The sequence below is a fragment of the Clostridium sp. BJN0013 genome, from assembly GCF_040939125.1.
Taxonomy (GTDB): Bacteria; Bacillota; Clostridia; order Clostridiales; family Clostridiaceae; genus Clostridium_B.
In genome coordinates this window covers 1,107,225-1,125,500 of sequence record NZ_CP162495.1, presented here as the reverse complement: position 1 = coordinate 1,125,500, position 18,276 = coordinate 1,107,225, and the positions used below count along the sequence as shown (strand labels likewise).

Annotated in this window: 14 protein-coding genes; 4 read left to right on the top strand and 10 right to left on the bottom strand. The window is 31.9% G+C overall.

Annotated elements, in window-relative coordinates:
* Positions 1 to 172: 172 nt before the first annotated feature.
* From AB3K27_RS05925 to pduA, 6 genes are all read right to left on the bottom strand, one after another.
* Positions 173 to 1,387, bottom strand: coding sequence for a 1-propanol dehydrogenase PduQ (locus AB3K27_RS05925; RefSeq protein WP_368490315.1), 1,215 nt, complete (start codon positions 1,385 to 1,387; stop codon positions 173 to 175).
* A 109-nt stretch (positions 1,388 to 1,496) separates the two neighbouring features.
* Positions 1,497 to 2,975 carry an acetaldehyde dehydrogenase (acetylating) gene (locus tag AB3K27_RS05920; protein WP_368490314.1) on the bottom strand — a complete coding sequence of 493 codons (1,479 nt, stop codon included), beginning with the start codon at positions 2,973 to 2,975 and terminating at the stop codon, positions 1,497 to 1,499.
* 479 nt (positions 2,976 to 3,454) lie between these two features.
* Entirely contained in the window at positions 3,455 to 4,669 is a 1,215-nt protein-coding gene (locus AB3K27_RS05915) for a 1-propanol dehydrogenase PduQ (protein WP_368490315.1), read from the bottom strand.
* A 109-nt stretch (positions 4,670 to 4,778) separates the two neighbouring features.
* Positions 4,779 to 6,257, bottom strand: a complete 1,479-nt coding sequence (locus tag AB3K27_RS05910) for an acetaldehyde dehydrogenase (acetylating) (protein ID WP_368490314.1) — start codon at positions 6,255 to 6,257, stop codon at positions 4,779 to 4,781.
* A 496-nt stretch (positions 6,258 to 6,753) separates the two neighbouring features.
* Complete coding sequence (gene pduB / locus AB3K27_RS05905; protein WP_368490312.1) at positions 6,754 to 7,668, bottom strand: propanediol utilization microcompartment protein PduB; 915 nt, start codon at positions 7,666 to 7,668, stop codon at positions 6,754 to 6,756.
* A gap of 27 nt (positions 7,669 to 7,695) precedes the next feature.
* A complete protein-coding gene (gene pduA / locus AB3K27_RS05900) occupies positions 7,696 to 7,974 on the bottom strand; it encodes a propanediol utilization microcompartment protein PduA (protein ID WP_012101449.1) in 279 nt (92 codons plus the stop codon).
* 251 nt (positions 7,975 to 8,225) lie between these two features.
* Here pduA and AB3K27_RS05895 point away from each other — a divergent pair, with 251 nt between their 5' ends.
* Positions 8,226 to 9,440, top strand: a complete 1,215-nt coding sequence (locus tag AB3K27_RS05895; protein WP_368490311.1) for a PocR ligand-binding domain-containing protein — start codon at positions 8,226 to 8,228, stop codon at positions 9,438 to 9,440.
* A gap of 70 nt (positions 9,441 to 9,510) precedes the next feature.
* A complete protein-coding gene (locus tag AB3K27_RS05890) occupies positions 9,511 to 10,266 on the top strand; it encodes a helix-turn-helix domain-containing protein (RefSeq protein WP_368490310.1) in 756 nt (251 codons plus the stop codon).
* A gap of 69 nt (positions 10,267 to 10,335) precedes the next feature.
* Here the strand turns inward: AB3K27_RS05890 and AB3K27_RS05885 are convergent, their stop codons facing one another.
* Entirely contained in the window at positions 10,336 to 11,505 is a 1,170-nt protein-coding gene (locus tag AB3K27_RS05885) for an iron-containing alcohol dehydrogenase (RefSeq protein WP_368490309.1), read from the bottom strand.
* A gap of 49 nt (positions 11,506 to 11,554) precedes the next feature.
* Complete coding sequence (locus AB3K27_RS05880) at positions 11,555 to 13,750, bottom strand: DNA topoisomerase III (protein ID WP_368490308.1); 2,196 nt, start codon at positions 13,748 to 13,750, stop codon at positions 11,555 to 11,557.
* A 470-nt stretch (positions 13,751 to 14,220) separates the two neighbouring features.
* Here AB3K27_RS05880 and AB3K27_RS05875 point away from each other — a divergent pair, with 470 nt between their 5' ends.
* Positions 14,221 to 15,393, top strand: coding sequence for an iron-containing alcohol dehydrogenase (locus AB3K27_RS05875; RefSeq protein WP_368490307.1), 1,173 nt, complete (start codon positions 14,221 to 14,223; stop codon positions 15,391 to 15,393).
* 34 nt (positions 15,394 to 15,427) lie between these two features.
* On the top strand, positions 15,428 to 15,556 hold the full coding sequence (locus tag AB3K27_RS05870) for a DUF3231 family protein (RefSeq protein ID WP_368491186.1): 129 nt from the start codon (positions 15,428 to 15,430) through the stop codon (positions 15,554 to 15,556).
* A gap of 64 nt (positions 15,557 to 15,620) precedes the next feature.
* On the opposite strand, the gene AB3K27_RS05865 is transcribed toward AB3K27_RS05870, so the two are convergent.
* The gene (locus AB3K27_RS05865) at positions 15,621 to 16,715 is read right to left on the bottom strand and encodes a GerAB/ArcD/ProY family transporter (protein WP_368490305.1); all 1,095 of its coding nucleotides are present in this window, start codon (positions 16,713 to 16,715) and stop codon (positions 15,621 to 15,623) included.
* A complete protein-coding gene (locus AB3K27_RS05860) occupies positions 16,708 to 18,189 on the bottom strand; it encodes a spore germination protein (protein WP_368490304.1) in 1,482 nt (493 codons plus the stop codon). Before AB3K27_RS05860 ends, AB3K27_RS05865 begins: the two co-directional genes overlap by 8 nt.
* Positions 18,190 to 18,276 lie beyond the last annotated feature (87 nt).

Here is an 18,276-nt window from a genome sequence, read left to right as displayed (position 1 = left end):
ATTCATCATACTCCATAAAAACTGAACTGTTAGTAACTATAATATTGGAATAAATACCAAAAGCCGTGATAAAAAATTTGAAAACAAATCTACCACGGCTTTATTAATTAAATATATTATAATTTATACAAAGATCTCGTATATTGTAAAATTCATTATTAAAAATTACATTCTATAGTCCATAAGCTTCTTTAAATACTGCAATTAAATCTTCTTTAGTTGGAACTCTTGGATTTGTAGGTGTACATCTGTCTGCCAATGCAGTTTCTCCCATAAAATCTATCTTAGCCAAGAAATCTTCCTTGCTTACCCCAGTTTCACTTATATTCATAGGAGTATTAGTTTCTTTCTTAAGCACATTTATTGCACATATAAGACTTGTTACTCCTTCTTTTGCTGTAGAAGCAGGTAATCCTAAGAATTCAGCTACTTCTCTATATCTTAAAGCTGCTTTTGTATCTACTCCGCTTTCCAAGTTTGCATTATATTTTATAACATAAGGCATAACTATTGCATTTGCTCTACCATGTGGTATGTGGAAAGTTGCCCCTAATATATGGGCCATACTGTGGTTGATTCCAAGTCCTGCATTTGTAAATGCCATACCTGCCATACAGGATGCATTGTGTAATTTTTCTCTTGCTTCCATGTCTCCGCCATTTGCATATGCCTTTAATAAATACTGGAATACCATTTTTATAGCTTTTTCTGCAAGCGCATCACTAAAATCTGAAGCATTATTTGAAACATATGCTTCTACTCCATGAGTTATAACATCTATTGCAGTATCTGCTGTTATCCTGCTAGGTACTGTCTTAACAAAATCTGCATCCAATATTGCTACATCCGGTATTAAGGCCTGGTCAATTAAAGCTACTTTTTTCTTTCCTGTTGTGATTATTGAGAAAGATGTAACTTCTGATCCTGTACCACTTGTAGTTGGTACTGCTATGAACAATGGTTTCTTATATCCTGAGGCATCTCCTTTGTTCTTTAATATCTTCAAACAAAATGCCATTATACTCTTTGTTGCATCAATTGAAGAACCTCCGCCTAGTGCAATTAATGCATCTGGTCTCAAAGCCATCATACGGCCTACTCCATCTGCAACTATGTCAACTGGTGGATCTGGCACTATTTCTGCAAATATTTCATAGTCTACATTTATTCTCTTGAATATGTCTGTTATCTTATTTACAGCTCCTGATTTAACCATAAAAGGATCTGTTACTATAAGAGCTTTTTTTCCAGCTAAATTATTAAGGTAATCTATGGAACCTGAATCACAACATATGATAAGCCCCTCGTTTTGTTCCTTCATATTATTAAGGTATTCTACTGAACCTTCATCAAAGCATACAGTAGGTTTAATGCTAAATGTACTCATAAAAACCCTTCTTTCCTAATTATTCAGTTATATTTTTATTTACTTTTTCTATTCAGCCGTGCAATGCGAGTACTTTTTTATCTATAACATATTAATATATTCTTATATATTAAAGATTTAATTTAGCCATTATAGCTTTTACTATAGCCTGTACATCTTCGTTGTCCTCTGGTTCTGCTGGTGCACTTGATGAAGCTGCTGCTGATACTCCAAATGTTGCCCTTATTTCCTCTACTGTTGTAGTTCCATAAGCTACTCTTCTTATATTGAATAAGTTTTCTGGTCCTACGTTGTCTGAAGTTGCACTTCCACCTACTGCTCCACAGCCTAATGTAAGTGATGGTACTAGATTTGTAGCTCCACCTATTCCTCCAAGTGATCCCGGTGCATTTACAAGTATTCTTGATACTGGTTTCTTCAATGCAAATTCTCTTATGATTTCTTCATTAGTTGAGTGAATTAATAATGTATGTCCACTTCCCTGGTTATGAAGAAGTGCTAAGGATTTTTCACATGCTTCATGCCAGTCTTCTACTGTATAGAATGCAAGTACTGGAGCCAACTTTTCTTTTGCATAAGGGTTCTTTGGACTTACATCTGTCTGCTCTGAAAGTAATATTACTGCATCACTTGGTATGCTTATTCCTGCTAATTTTGCTAAAGCTTGAACATCTTTTCCTACTATTGCTGGGTTTGGTGTTCCATTAGCTCTTAGTAAGATCTTGCCTATCTTTTCTGATTCTTCTGCATTTAAGAAATATCCCTTTTGTTTCTTGAATTCTTCAATTACCTGTGCCTTGCTTACTGTCTCTACTATTATTGACTGTTCTGAAGCACATATTACTCCATTGTCAAATGTATCACTGCCTATTACTTTCTTTACTGCTGTTGGGATATCTGCTGATCTTTCAATAAAGCATGGTCCGTTTCCTGGTCCAACTCCTATTGCTGGTGTTCCTGAACTGTAAGCTGCTCTTACCATTCCTTCTCCACCTGTTGCAAGGATAAGTGCAGTATCCTTATTCTTCATTAATTCAGCAGTACCTTCTACTGTTAATATTGACATACATCCTATTAATCCATCTGGTGCTCCTGCTTCTACTGCTGCTTTCTGCATTATCTTTATAGTTTCACTGATACTTCTTACTGCTGTTGGATGTGGTGAGAATACTATTGCATTTCCTGCCTTTAATGCTATTAATGACTTAAATATAGCTGTTGAAGTTGGGTTAGTTGAAGGTATAAGTCCTGCTATAACTCCAAGTGGAACTGCTATATCTATTAATTTCTTTTCTTTATCTTCTTTTAAAATTCCAACCGTTTTCATGTCTTTAATATAATTATAAACTACTATACTTGAAAACTTATTCTTTATTACTTTATCTTCCCATTTTCCATATCCTGTATCTTCATATGCCATTTTTGCAAGTTTTACAGCCTGTGCTTCTGTAGCTTTAGCTATATTTGTTATTACTTTGTCTATAGCTTCCTGAGAAAAATTCTTGAATTCTGCCTGAGCTTTCTTTGCTTTTGCTATAAGAGTTCTTACTTCCTGTATTGATTGTAAGTCCTTATCCATTATCTCCATTTTCATTCTCCCTTTCGAATAATATTTAGTGTAAAATAACAATTTAAATTTTAGCCATCTTTTAACTGTGTCATTTATATAAAATTACATACTAAACCTCACCTACATAAAACATCCTTTTAAAGATCTGATAACCATAGTTATCTATAAAAGGATGTTTCATTATACAATAACTATCCCATAATGTATGTATAATAAACATAAGGTTTAGTAATAAAAACAGGAGGATGGCTAATATACCACATAATTATTTTCAATAACTCTAATTTAAAACTTTTATATTTTTAAGTGTATTCATATTGCTCTTTTTACTCTTTTATCAAAGACTGTTTAAACATGCAGTCAAATAATTAATAACTCATATTCAAATATTCAAAACTTATAATTTTTATGCCTTTTAAATTTCTCCGCTCTATATAGCCATACAAGCCTCTCCTGTTCTATGCTCCTTATACCCATTCATTATTAAAAATTACATTCTATAGTCCATAAGCTTCTTTAAATACTGCAATTAAATCTTCTTTAGTTGGAACTCTTGGATTTGTAGGTGTACATCTGTCTGCCAATGCAGTTTCTCCCATAAAATCTATCTTAGCCAAGAAATCTTCCTTGCTTACCCCAGTTTCACTTATATTCATAGGAGTATTAGTTTCTTTCTTAAGCACATTTATTGCACATATAAGACTTGTTACTCCTTCTTTTGCTGTAGAAGCAGGTAATCCTAAGAATTCAGCTACTTCTCTATATCTTAAAGCTGCTTTTGTATCTACTCCGCTTTCCAAGTTTGCATTATATTTTATAACATAAGGCATAACTATTGCATTTGCTCTACCATGTGGTATGTGGAAAGTTGCCCCTAATATATGGGCCATACTGTGGTTGATTCCAAGTCCTGCATTTGTAAATGCCATACCTGCCATACAGGATGCATTGTGTAATTTTTCTCTTGCTTCCATGTCTCCGCCATTTGCATATGCCTTTAATAAATACTGGAATACCATTTTTATAGCTTTTTCTGCAAGCGCATCACTAAAATCTGAAGCATTATTTGAAACATATGCTTCTACTCCATGAGTTATAACATCTATTGCAGTATCTGCTGTTATCCTGCTAGGTACTGTCTTAACAAAATCTGCATCCAATATTGCTACATCCGGTATTAAGGCCTGGTCAATTAAAGCTACTTTTTTCTTTCCTGTTGTGATTATTGAGAAAGATGTAACTTCTGATCCTGTACCACTTGTAGTTGGTACTGCTATGAACAATGGTTTCTTATATCCTGAGGCATCTCCTTTGTTCTTTAATATCTTCAAACAAAATGCCATTATACTCTTTGTTGCATCAATTGAAGAACCTCCGCCTAGTGCAATTAATGCATCTGGTCTCAAAGCCATCATACGGCCTACTCCATCTGCAACTATGTCAACTGGTGGATCTGGCACTATTTCTGCAAATATTTCATAGTCTACATTTATTCTCTTGAATATGTCTGTTATCTTATTTACAGCTCCTGATTTAACCATAAAAGGATCTGTTACTATAAGAGCTTTTTTTCCAGCTAAATTATTAAGGTAATCTATGGAACCTGAATCACAACATATGATAAGCCCCTCGTTTTGTTCCTTCATATTATTAAGGTATTCTACTGAACCTTCATCAAAGCATACAGTAGGTTTAATGCTAAATGTACTCATAAAAACCCTTCTTTCCTAATTATTCAGTTATATTTTTATTTACTTTTTCTATTCAGCCGTGCAATGCGAGTACTTTTTTATCTATAACATATTAATATATTCTTATATATTAAAGATTTAATTTAGCCATTATAGCTTTTACTATAGCCTGTACATCTTCGTTGTCCTCTGGTTCTGCTGGTGCACTTGATGAAGCTGCTGCTGATACTCCAAATGTTGCCCTTATTTCCTCTACTGTTGTAGTTCCATAAGCTACTCTTCTTATATTGAATAAGTTTTCTGGTCCTACGTTGTCTGAAGTTGCACTTCCACCTACTGCTCCACAGCCTAATGTAAGTGATGGTACTAGATTTGTAGCTCCACCTATTCCTCCAAGTGATCCCGGTGCATTTACAAGTATTCTTGATACTGGTTTCTTCAATGCAAATTCTCTTATGATTTCTTCATTAGTTGAGTGAATTAATAATGTATGTCCACTTCCCTGGTTATGAAGAAGTGCTAAGGATTTTTCACATGCTTCATGCCAGTCTTCTACTGTATAGAATGCAAGTACTGGAGCCAACTTTTCTTTTGCATAAGGGTTCTTTGGACTTACATCTGTCTGCTCTGAAAGTAATATTACTGCATCACTTGGTATGCTTATTCCTGCTAATTTTGCTAAAGCTTGAACATCTTTTCCTACTATTGCTGGGTTTGGTGTTCCATTAGCTCTTAATAAGATCTTGCCTATCTTTTCTGATTCTTCTGCATTTAAGAAATATCCCTTTTGTTTCTTGAATTCTTCAATTACCTGTGCCTTGCTTACTGTCTCTACTATTATTGACTGTTCTGAAGCACATATTACTCCATTGTCAAATGTATCACTGCCTATTACTTTCTTTACTGCTGTTGGGATATCTGCTGATCTTTCAATAAAGCATGGTCCGTTTCCTGGTCCAACTCCTATTGCTGGTGTTCCTGAACTGTAAGCTGCTCTTACCATTCCTTCTCCACCTGTTGCAAGGATAAGTGCAGTATCCTTATTCTTCATTAATTCAGCAGTACCTTCTACTGTTAATATTGACATACATCCTATTAATCCATCTGGTGCTCCTGCTTCTACTGCTGCTTTCTGCATTATCTTTATAGTTTCACTGATACTTCTTACTGCTGTTGGATGTGGTGAGAATACTATTGCATTTCCTGCCTTTAATGCTATTAATGACTTAAATATAGCTGTTGAAGTTGGGTTAGTTGAAGGTATAAGTCCTGCTATAACTCCAAGTGGAACTGCTATATCTATTAATTTCTTTTCTTTATCTTCTTTTAAAATTCCAACCGTTTTCATGTCTTTAATATAATTATAAACTACTATACTTGAAAACTTATTCTTTATTACTTTATCTTCCCATTTTCCATATCCTGTATCTTCATATGCCATTTTTGCAAGTTTTACAGCCTGTGCTTCTGTAGCTTTAGCTATATTTGTTATTACTTTGTCTATAGCTTCCTGAGAAAAATTCTTGAATTCTGCCTGAGCTTTCTTTGCTTTTGCTATAAGAGTTCTTACTTCCTGTATTGACTGTAAGTCCTTATCCATTATCTCCATATTTCATTCTCCCTTTCCAAATACCTATTTTAAATTTAGTTCGGATTAAAAATATTCTGGTGTAATCCTTTATATGGACTTCACTATTAAATACAACATAATTAATATTAAATCAATTGTGTTCAAGTTGCAACTGTATTTTTCTGTTTTGTTTTAATAATTTTATTCAAATTACTATTTTAGAAAATCTGGGGAGTTTTTCAAATTAACAAAATATTTTTTCTAGGTCGTTAACTTCAATTCCTTCAGAATCATCTATTTCTTCAGCTATAGTTACTTTTACCTTATCTACTGTCTTCTCCTGTTTTATATCTCTTTATTTGCAACTTTCCCAGGGCCAATTGTTGATTCCATGTCTGTAAGTGGTCTTGAAATAACTAATAATCCCAAGTGCCTTTAAAATAAACCCTCTTCAAAAAGAATACACAAAACATCTTTTACATGCACTGGTAATTCACTATGCTAAAGATATTTCATCTATAATTTCATGTCATTTTTAAAAAGTAGGTTTAGACATAGAAACAGGATCTTGTCCCATTGATCTTAAAATGGATAATCCAGCTTTTCTAGCAGCAGTTAAAGATTGCAAGACAGCACCTGAATCTCCACTTATAGTGATAAGAATTTCATTTGTATATGACAGTACGCCATTAGTAGGACTGCCATAAGTAATTAGTTCTACATCTGCTGTTTTTAAAGCCGTATCTGCTATTACCATTCCAACCCCTGCAGGAGCTGCATGCATGATACCAAAGGCCTGCCCTGATGGAGCTCCAAAAGCCTTTTCAAATATTAAACTTGCCCTTGCAGTATATTGAACTTCCAGATGACCGGCATCGCAAAGATAAACATTGCCCAAATATTTATCTGTTTGTTTAAGTGCAATTTCCACTGCCCTTCTAGCATCAGATACATCTACCGCTTTCAAAACAATAAATACACCATGTCCTGCTCCGCCTTTTGTATCTCTTGGCAGTTCAATAGTTGCCACTTCTGTATTTGTACCTTTAACTGCGTCATCTGCAGCCATCATTTGGGCAGGTGCCCCTACTCTGGCACTTATTATGCCTATTGAACGGCATGTATTATCTAAGCCTAGATGCTTATGCAACAGGCTGTCTACATTAGCTATAACCAGACCTACTGTATCCCCTGAAGCTGTTCCTACAAACTCTGTCATCGACGGAACTTTTTTTACATTCTCCGCCTTTTGTTCTACTGCTGTTTGTTTACTTCCTTCTGGTACTTTTACATCTGGTTCAGCTTCTTTTTTAACTTCTTCTTTTTTTGAATCTGCCAACTTTTCAGCACTTGATTCTACGACCTTATTTAACTTTTCCTGGTCAAGATTTTTCAAATCTAAACTTTTTCTAACTTCACCTAAAACCTTTTCTATTAACTCATTATCCATAAATAACTCCCCTCATTAAAGCTTTAATTAGCCAATGTTAGGCAATATTTTTTCTACATCTGTATGAGGTCTTGGAATAACATGTACTGATATAACTTCTCCTACTCTTTTAGCTGAAGCAGCTCCTGCATCTGTTGCAGCCTTTACTGCTCCTACGTCTCCTCTTACCATAACGGTTACAAGTCCTGAACCTATCTTCTCATATCCGATAAGTGCAACATTTGCTGCCTTTACCATTGAGTCAGCAGCTTCAATAGCTCCCACTAGTCCTTTTGTTTCGATCATTCCTAATGCTTCCTGTCCCATAAAATAGTACCTCCATAATTTTTATTTTTTTATTAGTTTTATTTTTTATTTTGTCTAAATTTTATTACTAAATCCATAAAAAATTTTTGACAAATTCGACTGACTTTTGTATTATATATATATATAATTATTGTATTTTTTTGATATAAAAAAGTAAATATCAAACCAAATTATTAATTTATGACAAATTAATTATACTAAAATTTTGGAATATATACAACACTAAAAATGTAGGAGGGAAAAAGCATAAGATGAGTTCATTACAAAGCATTGATTTAAAAGATATTATTGATGTAGAAAATATACAGGAAATACAGAATAAATTGACAAAGTTAGTCAAATTTCCTACAATTATAGTAGATACTAATGGTATTCCTGTCTGTAAAGAAACCAATTTTACTCCTTTTTGTTCTCTTATGGGTTCTTTTCCAGAAGGGAATAAAAATTGTAAATTATGTCATTCTCAAGCTGGGTTCTTAGCTATGAAAGATAAAAATCCTAAAGTATATACATGCCATACTGGTCTTATGGATTCGGCAACCCCTATTATTGTAGATGACTATTATTTAGGTGCAGTTTTAGGTGGACAAGTGTTAATAAAGGATCAACAGACAAAGGATTCCATAAATTTAAAAAAATTATCTGAGGATTATAAAATACCTATAAAAAAATTAGAAGAAGCAACTGATTCCATTCAACTAGTTGAAAGCGATTACCTTCATAACTGCGTGGAGTTTTATAATTTTCTGGCAAGCTATATAGCCGAAATTGGAATGCATAAAATAACTCAGAAGAAACTATTAAAAGAAAGTGAAGAAAAAATAAAGCTGGAACAACAAGCTAAAAAAATGAAACTAAAAACTATACAAGCCCAAACTAATCCTCACTTTTTATTTAACACTTTAAATACAATAGCTAGAATAGCATTAATAGAAAATGCTCCTAAAACAGAAGATCTGATATATACTCTTTCCGATCTTTTAAGATATAGTCTGCGAAATTCTGAAGAATTTCCTAAACTAAAAACTGAAATGGAATATATAGAAAGATATTTGTATATTCAAGCTTTAAGATACAGCGATAGAATTAAATATCATATTGAAATGGATGAAAAAATTCTTGAGTGTAGAATTCCCTCTATGACTATTCAACCCATAGTAGAAAATGCATTAATACATGGTTTAGAAGAGAAACTAGAGGGGGGAGAAGTTTCTATTAAAGGCAGTTTAACCCCTTCAGAAGATATTATAATTGAAGTATCTGATAACGGCAAGGGAATTAATCCGAGCATATTAAATTTACTTAATAATTCAGATAATATACCAGAACAATTTGGAATAGGTATAAAAAATACTAATGATAGACTGTGTAATTACTTTGGAAATAACTATGGTCTAAGAATAAAAAGTAAACCTAACTCGGGTACAAAAGTAGACATACGTCTTCCTAGAATTATGGCACCTTAGATAATTGCAGAATATAGTAAATTCCAAATATTCGTACCATACTTTAACTAGTTAAGGAGGAAAATTAACTATGTATAAACTTCTTATAGCAGATGATGAACCTTTAGAGAGAAAAGCTTTAAGAATAATCTTACAAAGAGATTTTTATAATATTGATATAAAGAAAGATTGCAAAAATGGACATGAGGTGGTACTTAATGCAAAAATCTACAAGCCAGATATAATTCTCATGGATATAAAGATGCCAGAGAAAAATGGTCTGGAAGCTCAAAGGGAAATAATACAATTTTTACCCAATGTAAAAACCATTATTTTAACGGCGTATGAAAAATTTGATTATGCCCAGGAAGCCATAAAATATGGCGTGGTTAACTATATGGTAAAACCTGTGAGAACTAATGATTTAAAAACTGCTCTAAACAAGGTTATACAATCTATAGAAACTACAGAAAAACATGATAACTTAAAAATGACTGACATAAACTCTAAAAATATATATGAAGATACTATAAAAATTATTTTAAAATATATAGATAGTAATTTTAACCGCAAGATAAATCTTAATTCAGTAGCTAATTATGTTCATTTGAACCCACAATATTTAAGTAGATATTTCAAACAAAAAATGGGTATTACATTTACCCAGTATATTACAAAATTGAGACTTGAAAAAGCAAAAAAGTTATTAATCAATACGGATAAATCCATAACACAAATAGCTTTAGAAGTAGGCTATGTAGATGCTGCTTATTTTAGTAAAGTATTTTTTAAAAATGAACATTTATCACCTTATAAATTCAAGGTAAGCAGTTATAGTAAAGTATAATTAACTATGAGGCACAAAAACTAAAGAAATTTATATTTAGTTTTTGTGCTTTTATATTTTTACTATATACTATTTGGCTAAATTTAGTATATTTATAATATCCTCCTTATTTAATTTTACGAACTGTCCAACTGTTTGCCTTCCATTATCTGTACATTTATCTGCCATTTCTTCAATTTTACCCTCGTCTATATTTCCTTCTTTTAATGTTATAGGCAATCCAAGTTTTTTAAAAAATTCCCTTACCCTCCTTATACCTTCTAATGCTATATCTTCACAAGAAGTGTAAGATAATTCTACATTCCATACTCTTACAGCAAACTGAATAAATCTGTTAATATCATGTTTATACACATATTCCATCCATGCTGGAAATACAATGGCAAGCCCTGCTCCATGGGCAATATCATTTTGTCCACTTAATTCATGTTCAATTTTGTGAGAAGCCCAATCTCCTATTCTTCCAGTACTCAATATATCATTATGGGCTATGGTACCGGTCCACATAATTTCTGCCCTGGCATCATAATTTTCAGGATCTTTAAGCACTATTTCAATATTGTTTATAATAGTTTTCATTGCAGCTTCACAAAGTCTATCCGTAAGATCTACATTCTTTACATTAGTAAAATATCTCTCCATTATGTGTGCCATAATATCAGCAGCACCACAAGCAGTTTGATAGGCAGGTAGTGTAAAAGTAAGTTCTGGATTCATAATTGAAAAGGTTGGTCTAATATACTCTGTATTGATTCCTTTTTTAAACCATCCTTCTTCCTTCATAATAACAGAACTATTACTGGATTCTGTTCCTGTAGCAGGAAGTGTTATTATCACTCCTATGGTCAGAGCTTCTTTAACCTTTGCTTTTCCTAAATAAAAATCCCATACATCCCCATCATAAGGTACCCCTACTGCAATGGCTTTTGCAGTATCTGCCGTACTTCCTCCTCCCACAGATAACACAAATTTTATATCATTTTCCCTGCATAATTTTATTCCTTCTCTAACAGGTTGTAACCTGGGATTAGGTTTAATGCCTGAAAGTTCTATAAACTCTATTCCATTTTCTTTTAATGACTTAACTACTCTATCATAAAGTCCAGATTTCTTTATACTTCCCCCTCCATAGCAGAACAATACTTTATCTGCATATTCTTTAACCTTACTGCCTACAAATCTTTCAGAATTCTTACCAAAAATAATTTCTGTAGCATTTTTAAAAACAAAATTTTTCATAGTTAACACCTCACCTCTTGCTTATAATTTTTAAAAATTTAACCTGAACCTAAGAATCATTTGATTTAAATTTTATATCAGCTAGTGCTTCAGCTAATGATGAATTTATATTAGTTTTGTTCTCTTGCTTCATTTTTTTCATATATCTTGACACATCTTTTTTATTCAACTTACCTTCATTTTCTTTAAATCTTTTGTTAAATGAAGAAAATTTTTCTCTAAAGCTGCAGTGTGAGCATACATAGATTCGTCCTTCTCCCTCTCCTTTAAGTTCAAGTTTTTTATGACACTCAGGACATCTGACATTGGTTAATCTGGCTAAATTTTCTCTGTGCCCACATTCTCTATCCTGACATACTAACATCCTTCCCTGTTTACTTTTAACTTCGAGCATATACTTTCCACAAAGAGGACATTTTTTTCCTGTAATATTATCATGTTTAAATTTATTACTGCTTTTCTTAACATCTTCCACTAATGTTCCGGCATATTCCCTCATCTTCTTTATAAAGACTTCAGGATCTTCTTTACCTTTGCTAATAAGTTCCAGCTCCATTTCCCATTGTGCTGTTAAAAGAGGAGATTTAAGATCTTTCGGTACTAATTCTATAAGTTGTTTTCCTTTTGAAGTTGGAATTATATCTTTACCATCTTTCTCTATATAGAACATATTAAAAAGTTTTTCTATAATATCTGCCCTTGTAGCTACCGTTCCTATACCTCCTGTTTCACCAAGAGTTTTTGCATGTAATTTGTCTATAGATATATATTTCTGTGGTTTTTCCATAGCTGACAACAAAGTTCCTTCATTAAATCTTGCTGGTGGCTTAGTTTTTAATTTACTGGATTCAATTGATATTATGTCTATAATATCCCCTTTTTTTAGTTCAGGTAACATTTGGTTTTCACTTTCATCATCTTCCATTACCTGGCTTCCAATATCATATACTTTTTTCCAGCCCTTTGACTTTATAACTTTACCTCTTGCTATAAACTTTTCTCCATTAATGTCAGCAATTATACTAGTTTGCACATATTCAAAAGGAGGTAACATAACAGCCAGAAATCTTTTTACTACCAAATCATAAATATTTTTTTCTTCACTGCTTAAAAGTGACAATTTTACTACTTCTTCCGTAGGAATTATAGCATGGTGATCACTTACCTTGCTATTATCTACAAATCCTTTATGTCCATTTATCTTAATTTTTAATAACTCATTTGCATACATTTTATAATTGCCCACAGAAATTGCTTTTAAGCGTTCTGGTAATGTGGCTACTATATCTGTGGAAATATATCTGGAATCTGTTCTAGGATAAGTTAAAATTTTGTAATTTTCATATAATCTCTGCATTATAGAAAGTGTATGCTTAGCGGAATATCCAAAAATTCTATTGGCATCTCTTTGTAATTCTGTCAAATCATAAAGTGCAGGAGCATACTGTTTTTTATAGCTTTCTCTAACATCAATTATATTGGCTGATTTTCCTTTAGTAAGGAATAAAATTTTATTCACCTTATCTTCTTCATAAATATTACTGTTATTATTTTTATCCTTCCACATCAATGTAAATTTCTTTGTCTTTGCATTGATCACAAAATAATCTCTAGGTCTAAAATTTTTTATTTCTTCTTCACGATTAACTATCATAGCTAGAGTAGCCGATTGAACTCTACCTGCAGTAAGTTGTGCATTATATTTGCAAGTTAGGGCACGTGTAATATTCAATCCCACTACCCAATCCGCTTCTGCTCTACATCTAGCGGCTTTATAAAGATTATCATATTTTGAAGAATTTTTTAAATTTGCAAATCCCTCTTTTATGGCTTTATCTGTTTGAGAAGATATCCACAATCTTTTAATTGTTTTTTTTACTCTAGCCTTTTCTATTATCCACCTGGCTACCAACTCTCCTTCTCTCCCTGAATCTGTAGCAATTATTATCTCTCCTATATCTTTTCTATTCATCTGAGATTTCACTATATTAAACTGCTTGCCACTTTGTTTTATAACTACAAGTTTTAATTTATCAGGAAGCATTGGCAGATCTTCTAATACCCAGCTCTTATATCTTTTATCATAAACTTCAGGATCTGCTAAAGTTACCAGGTGACCTAATGCCCAGGTTACAACATATCTATCGCCTTCTATATACCCTCCATTTTTTTTGTTACAATGAAGTACTTTTGCCAAATCTCTTCCTACAGATGGTTTTTCGGCCAATACTAATATTTTACTCATATTTATTTCCTTTCATTCCCATTGAATTTATAGTATTGATATATCAATTTTATAATTATATCCCCCTACAAATATATTAAAATACTTTTTAAACATAGTATACCACATACACTTTACACTTAAATATTTATTTACGTCATCCTCCGGGAATAATTATATTAGCTATAGTAAATACTACATACATATTTAATTTACCAAGTGATTTAGAGGTTCAGGTGGATCTTATTCATAAAAACACTTTTCTCCATATGAACCTTATTAACAGTATTCTTAGTGCCTTTAGCACTTAGAATACGTTATCCTTTAGGGAAAGAACTTATCCAGGGACGTAAGCAATGCTTATCCCCACTTTCAAGAAACTGGAGTATTAACCAATTTCAACCTTAGGATAGAATTCATCTTATATTTTAAGATATTTAACTATAATTGTCTATCCGCTTAAATATACTTGAGTATGGGAGGGATAAATCTTGGAAAATACTCATAATTTTTTATGTCCATCAATCAATCTTATAGGTACTGGTGCACTAAAAAATTTACCAAACTATTTAATGCCCCACAAATTAAGTAAGGCTTTAATCGTTACAGATAAAAACATAATAAGTCTTGGTTACGTTGAAATGATTGAAAAAATATTGAAAAGTTTATTTATTTCTTATGACATATTTGATGGTATATTACATCCTAATTCTACAATTTCATTTGTAGAAGATGGTCTAACATATTTTAAAAAAGGTTTAAATCCATTAAAGAGAGGTTACCATTTTATTATATCCATAGGTGGTGGTACTTGTCATGATTGTGCAAAAGGTATAGCAATAATTGCAACCAACGGAGGATCAATAACAGATTATGAAGGCTATAAAAAAATGACAAAACCTTGTTTACCGCTTATAACAATTAATACCACTTCTGGCTCTGCATCAGAAATATCAAATTTTGTAATTTTAACGGATGAAAGCAGAAAGTTAAAGATAGATATAGGTGATCCCAAAATGACACCTATAATATCTGTAAATGATCCTATTTTTATGCCATCTATGCCTCCTGATGTAACTGTTAGTTCAGGGATGGATGCAGCTACCCATGCTATAGAATCATTCGTTTCCACCGAAGCCTTCCCTGCTACAGATGCTTTAGCCCTAGGTGCTCTAAAACTAGTATTTACCTATATAAAAAGAGCTTGTGATAATGGAAATGATTTAGAAGCCAGAGAACAGATGATGTATGCCAATATAATGGCAGGACTCGCATTTAATAATGCAGGTTTAGGTCTTGTTCATGCAATGACTCATCAAATAGATGGTTTTTATCAACAAATTCATGGAGTTTGTAATACAGTGCTTTTACCCTACGTGATTGAATTTAATTCTCCATCCATACCTGATAAAAGAATTCTTAAGCTGTGCAGTACTATGGGAGAAGATGCATCAAATCAAGATGAAGCTCTCTGTAAGATTAAAAATAAAATTCAAACTTTATCTAGAGAGCTAGGTATTCCTATAAGTTTAAAAGATATAGGGGTAAAAGAACAGGATTTACGATTTCTTTCAAATAATGCAGTAAAAGATATAGCTATTTTTACAAATCCAAGACAGGCAACTGTAGAAGATGTATTTAATATTTTTAAAATTGCTATGTAGGCATTTTAATAACATAATTTGATTTTAAAAAAATATTTACATTAAATTCACAGAAGAACTTATAAAATATCCTAAAGACATTTTGGATATCATGATAAGTAAGAAGTTATTTGAACAGCCGCCTCAAGTAATAGATCATAAAAATTTAGCAGGAATTAAATAATTTGATAATATCAGAACTCCCGAATGCAAATAAATGTACATCGGGAGTTTTTACAATTCTACACTTAAGCTTTTCTTACTACTTTATCCTTTTTAAAATGAATTAAAATTGCTATTGTAGAAATATATATCATATTAAATACTGCATATACATTGATTATTCTATCTGTATAAATTCTCCTTGTTGTAGGATTTCCATATAAACTAGTTATAATAATTATTAAAGGATATAATAACAATGTAAATGTCTGAGGGGATATCTTTTTTATAGATTGATTCAAGCTATAAGAAACTGAAAAATAATAAGTAGCCATGCATTTAAACTGCACTAAAGACCACAGGGCTATAAATACAAATCTAAAGCTATTTACAATGGGAATATGTACACTATCAGCCAATGTTAAAACAGGCCATAAATATTTGGGAGAAATTTCAATACCTAAATAGTAAATAGTTGCAAAAACTGTCCATGTATAAATAAATGTTACAATAGCAACTGCTTCTAAACCACATTTTAATAAATTTTTGTTATCTTTCAAAAAAGGATAAATAAGAAGTATAACTTCCATACCTGAAAAAGGGAAAACCGTGTGTATAGAACCTTTTAATATATTACTTATACTATTATCAAATACAGGCATTAAATTCAAAAAAGTTCCATAAGCTAAAATCCCTATGGGAATAACAAGTAAAATTATAGTTAAATAGAACCCTACTTCATTTAATCTGCCTAAAGGTTTTATGCCATTATAAACAATATAGGTTACAGGAATCAAAGTAGTAAATAACATCTGATAGTTTTTTAAAAATCCAGTGGCATATATTTCAAACACCTGAATATATCCTGAAAATTCTGATGTAAGCATGAATAAAAAGTAAGATATAAAAATAAAGTTCAAAATACTGCCAAAAATATTTCCAAAGCATTTTTTGCTTAATATCAATATATCCTCCTTATAAGATTTTTTACATAAATAGTTTGCTATGAACAATATATATAAAGGATATACCGCTCCTAATATACAGCTAATCCAGCTATCTTGTTTTGCAAATTTTATAATACTGTTAGGTATATACATTATTTCAATACCTACCATAGCTGATTTTAATGTAAATGTAAATTGGCTGGGGGTTAAAAATGTATCTTTGCCCTTATACATTTTTCTTATTTCCAAAATTGCCTTGTCTAGTAGAATCGTTGTTGGGGATGGCTCTGGGTCTTCTATTCATCTTCCATATAGGTGTCCTTATAAATATATCTTTCATGTCACTTTTGTAAAATGCCATATATGGTACTCCAAAATTCTCCAAGCAACAGAGATAAGCCAATATGGAAAACCATCCTATAACTATACCAAGCACTCCAAGCCAATTTGCCAATATAAGCATGGGATAAGTTAAAATTCTTATGCCAATAGACATTTGATAATTAGATATTACAAAAGAAGCTATTATAGTAATTCCTGCCACAAGCAAGGTAGGTGAACTTATAACTTTTGACTGAATTGCAGCATCGCCAATTATAATACCTCCTACTACACTAATTGTCTGCCCTATTTTTCGCGGCATCCTAAGTCCACCCTCCCTTAAAAATTCTATAGTTAACTGCATAACCAGCAAAGACATAAAAGGAGTCAACACTATACCCTGTCTTGATTCTATAAGAGACTTAATATATTCAACAGGAATAAGTTCTGGATTAAATTTAATGAATGTTATGTATATTCCAGGAAGAGATATCACTATAAATACAGCTATAAGTCTTACAAATCTGATAAACCATGCTTGTAATGTCCTGCCATAATAATCTTCTGCAGTTTGAAAAAATTCTACAAATATGGAAGGATAAGTTGTAACATAAGGTGTGCCCTCTAGCAAAAAAGCTATTTTACCTTCCATTAAACCTGCTTCTATTACATCAGGTCTTTCAGAGCCGCCGGTTTGAGGTAAAACACTATAAGGATGTTCTTCTATACATTGTTCCATAACACTATTTGCTGGGATGAAGTCTATATCTATCTTATTTATTTTATCTTTCATCCTCTTAAGGAACTCCTTATCTGCTACGTCATCTATATACATAATTACCAAATCTGTTTGAGATCTTCTTCCTAATGTAAACTTTTCCATTATTAAATTTCTATCTTTTATTCTCCGCCGTAATATACTTATATTGGTTTCTAAATTCTCTACAAAACCTTCTCTTGGCCCTCTTAAAGAAAGGTCATTTTCCGGTTCAGATATGGTTCTATAATTTCCACCTGTAGTATTTATCACAATAAAGTTACAACAATTTTCAATTATCAACACAGTTTTTCCTCTTTTAATACTGTTTATAACATTATTTATATCTTTTTCAATACAAGAATCACTAGCAGCGATATATCTCTTTCGTATGTAGTCTTCTATATCCTTTTTCCCTGTAAAATCCTCTTTAACATGTAACATTAATGGATTTAATATATCTCTATCTATCACATCTTTATTTATAAGACCATTTAAATAAATAATTGCAGCTTCTATACAATTATTTTTTCCTATAAGCAAGTTCCTTACTATTACTTCACTTTGTTCTCCCAATAGATTCTTTATATTTTCAACATTGTGATTTATGTTATATTCCTTATTATCCATTTACACCACCTCAATCTATACAATAAATATATTCCCCCTAATCTGCAAAAAATATTTACTCAAACATCATATAAAACTCTAACTATT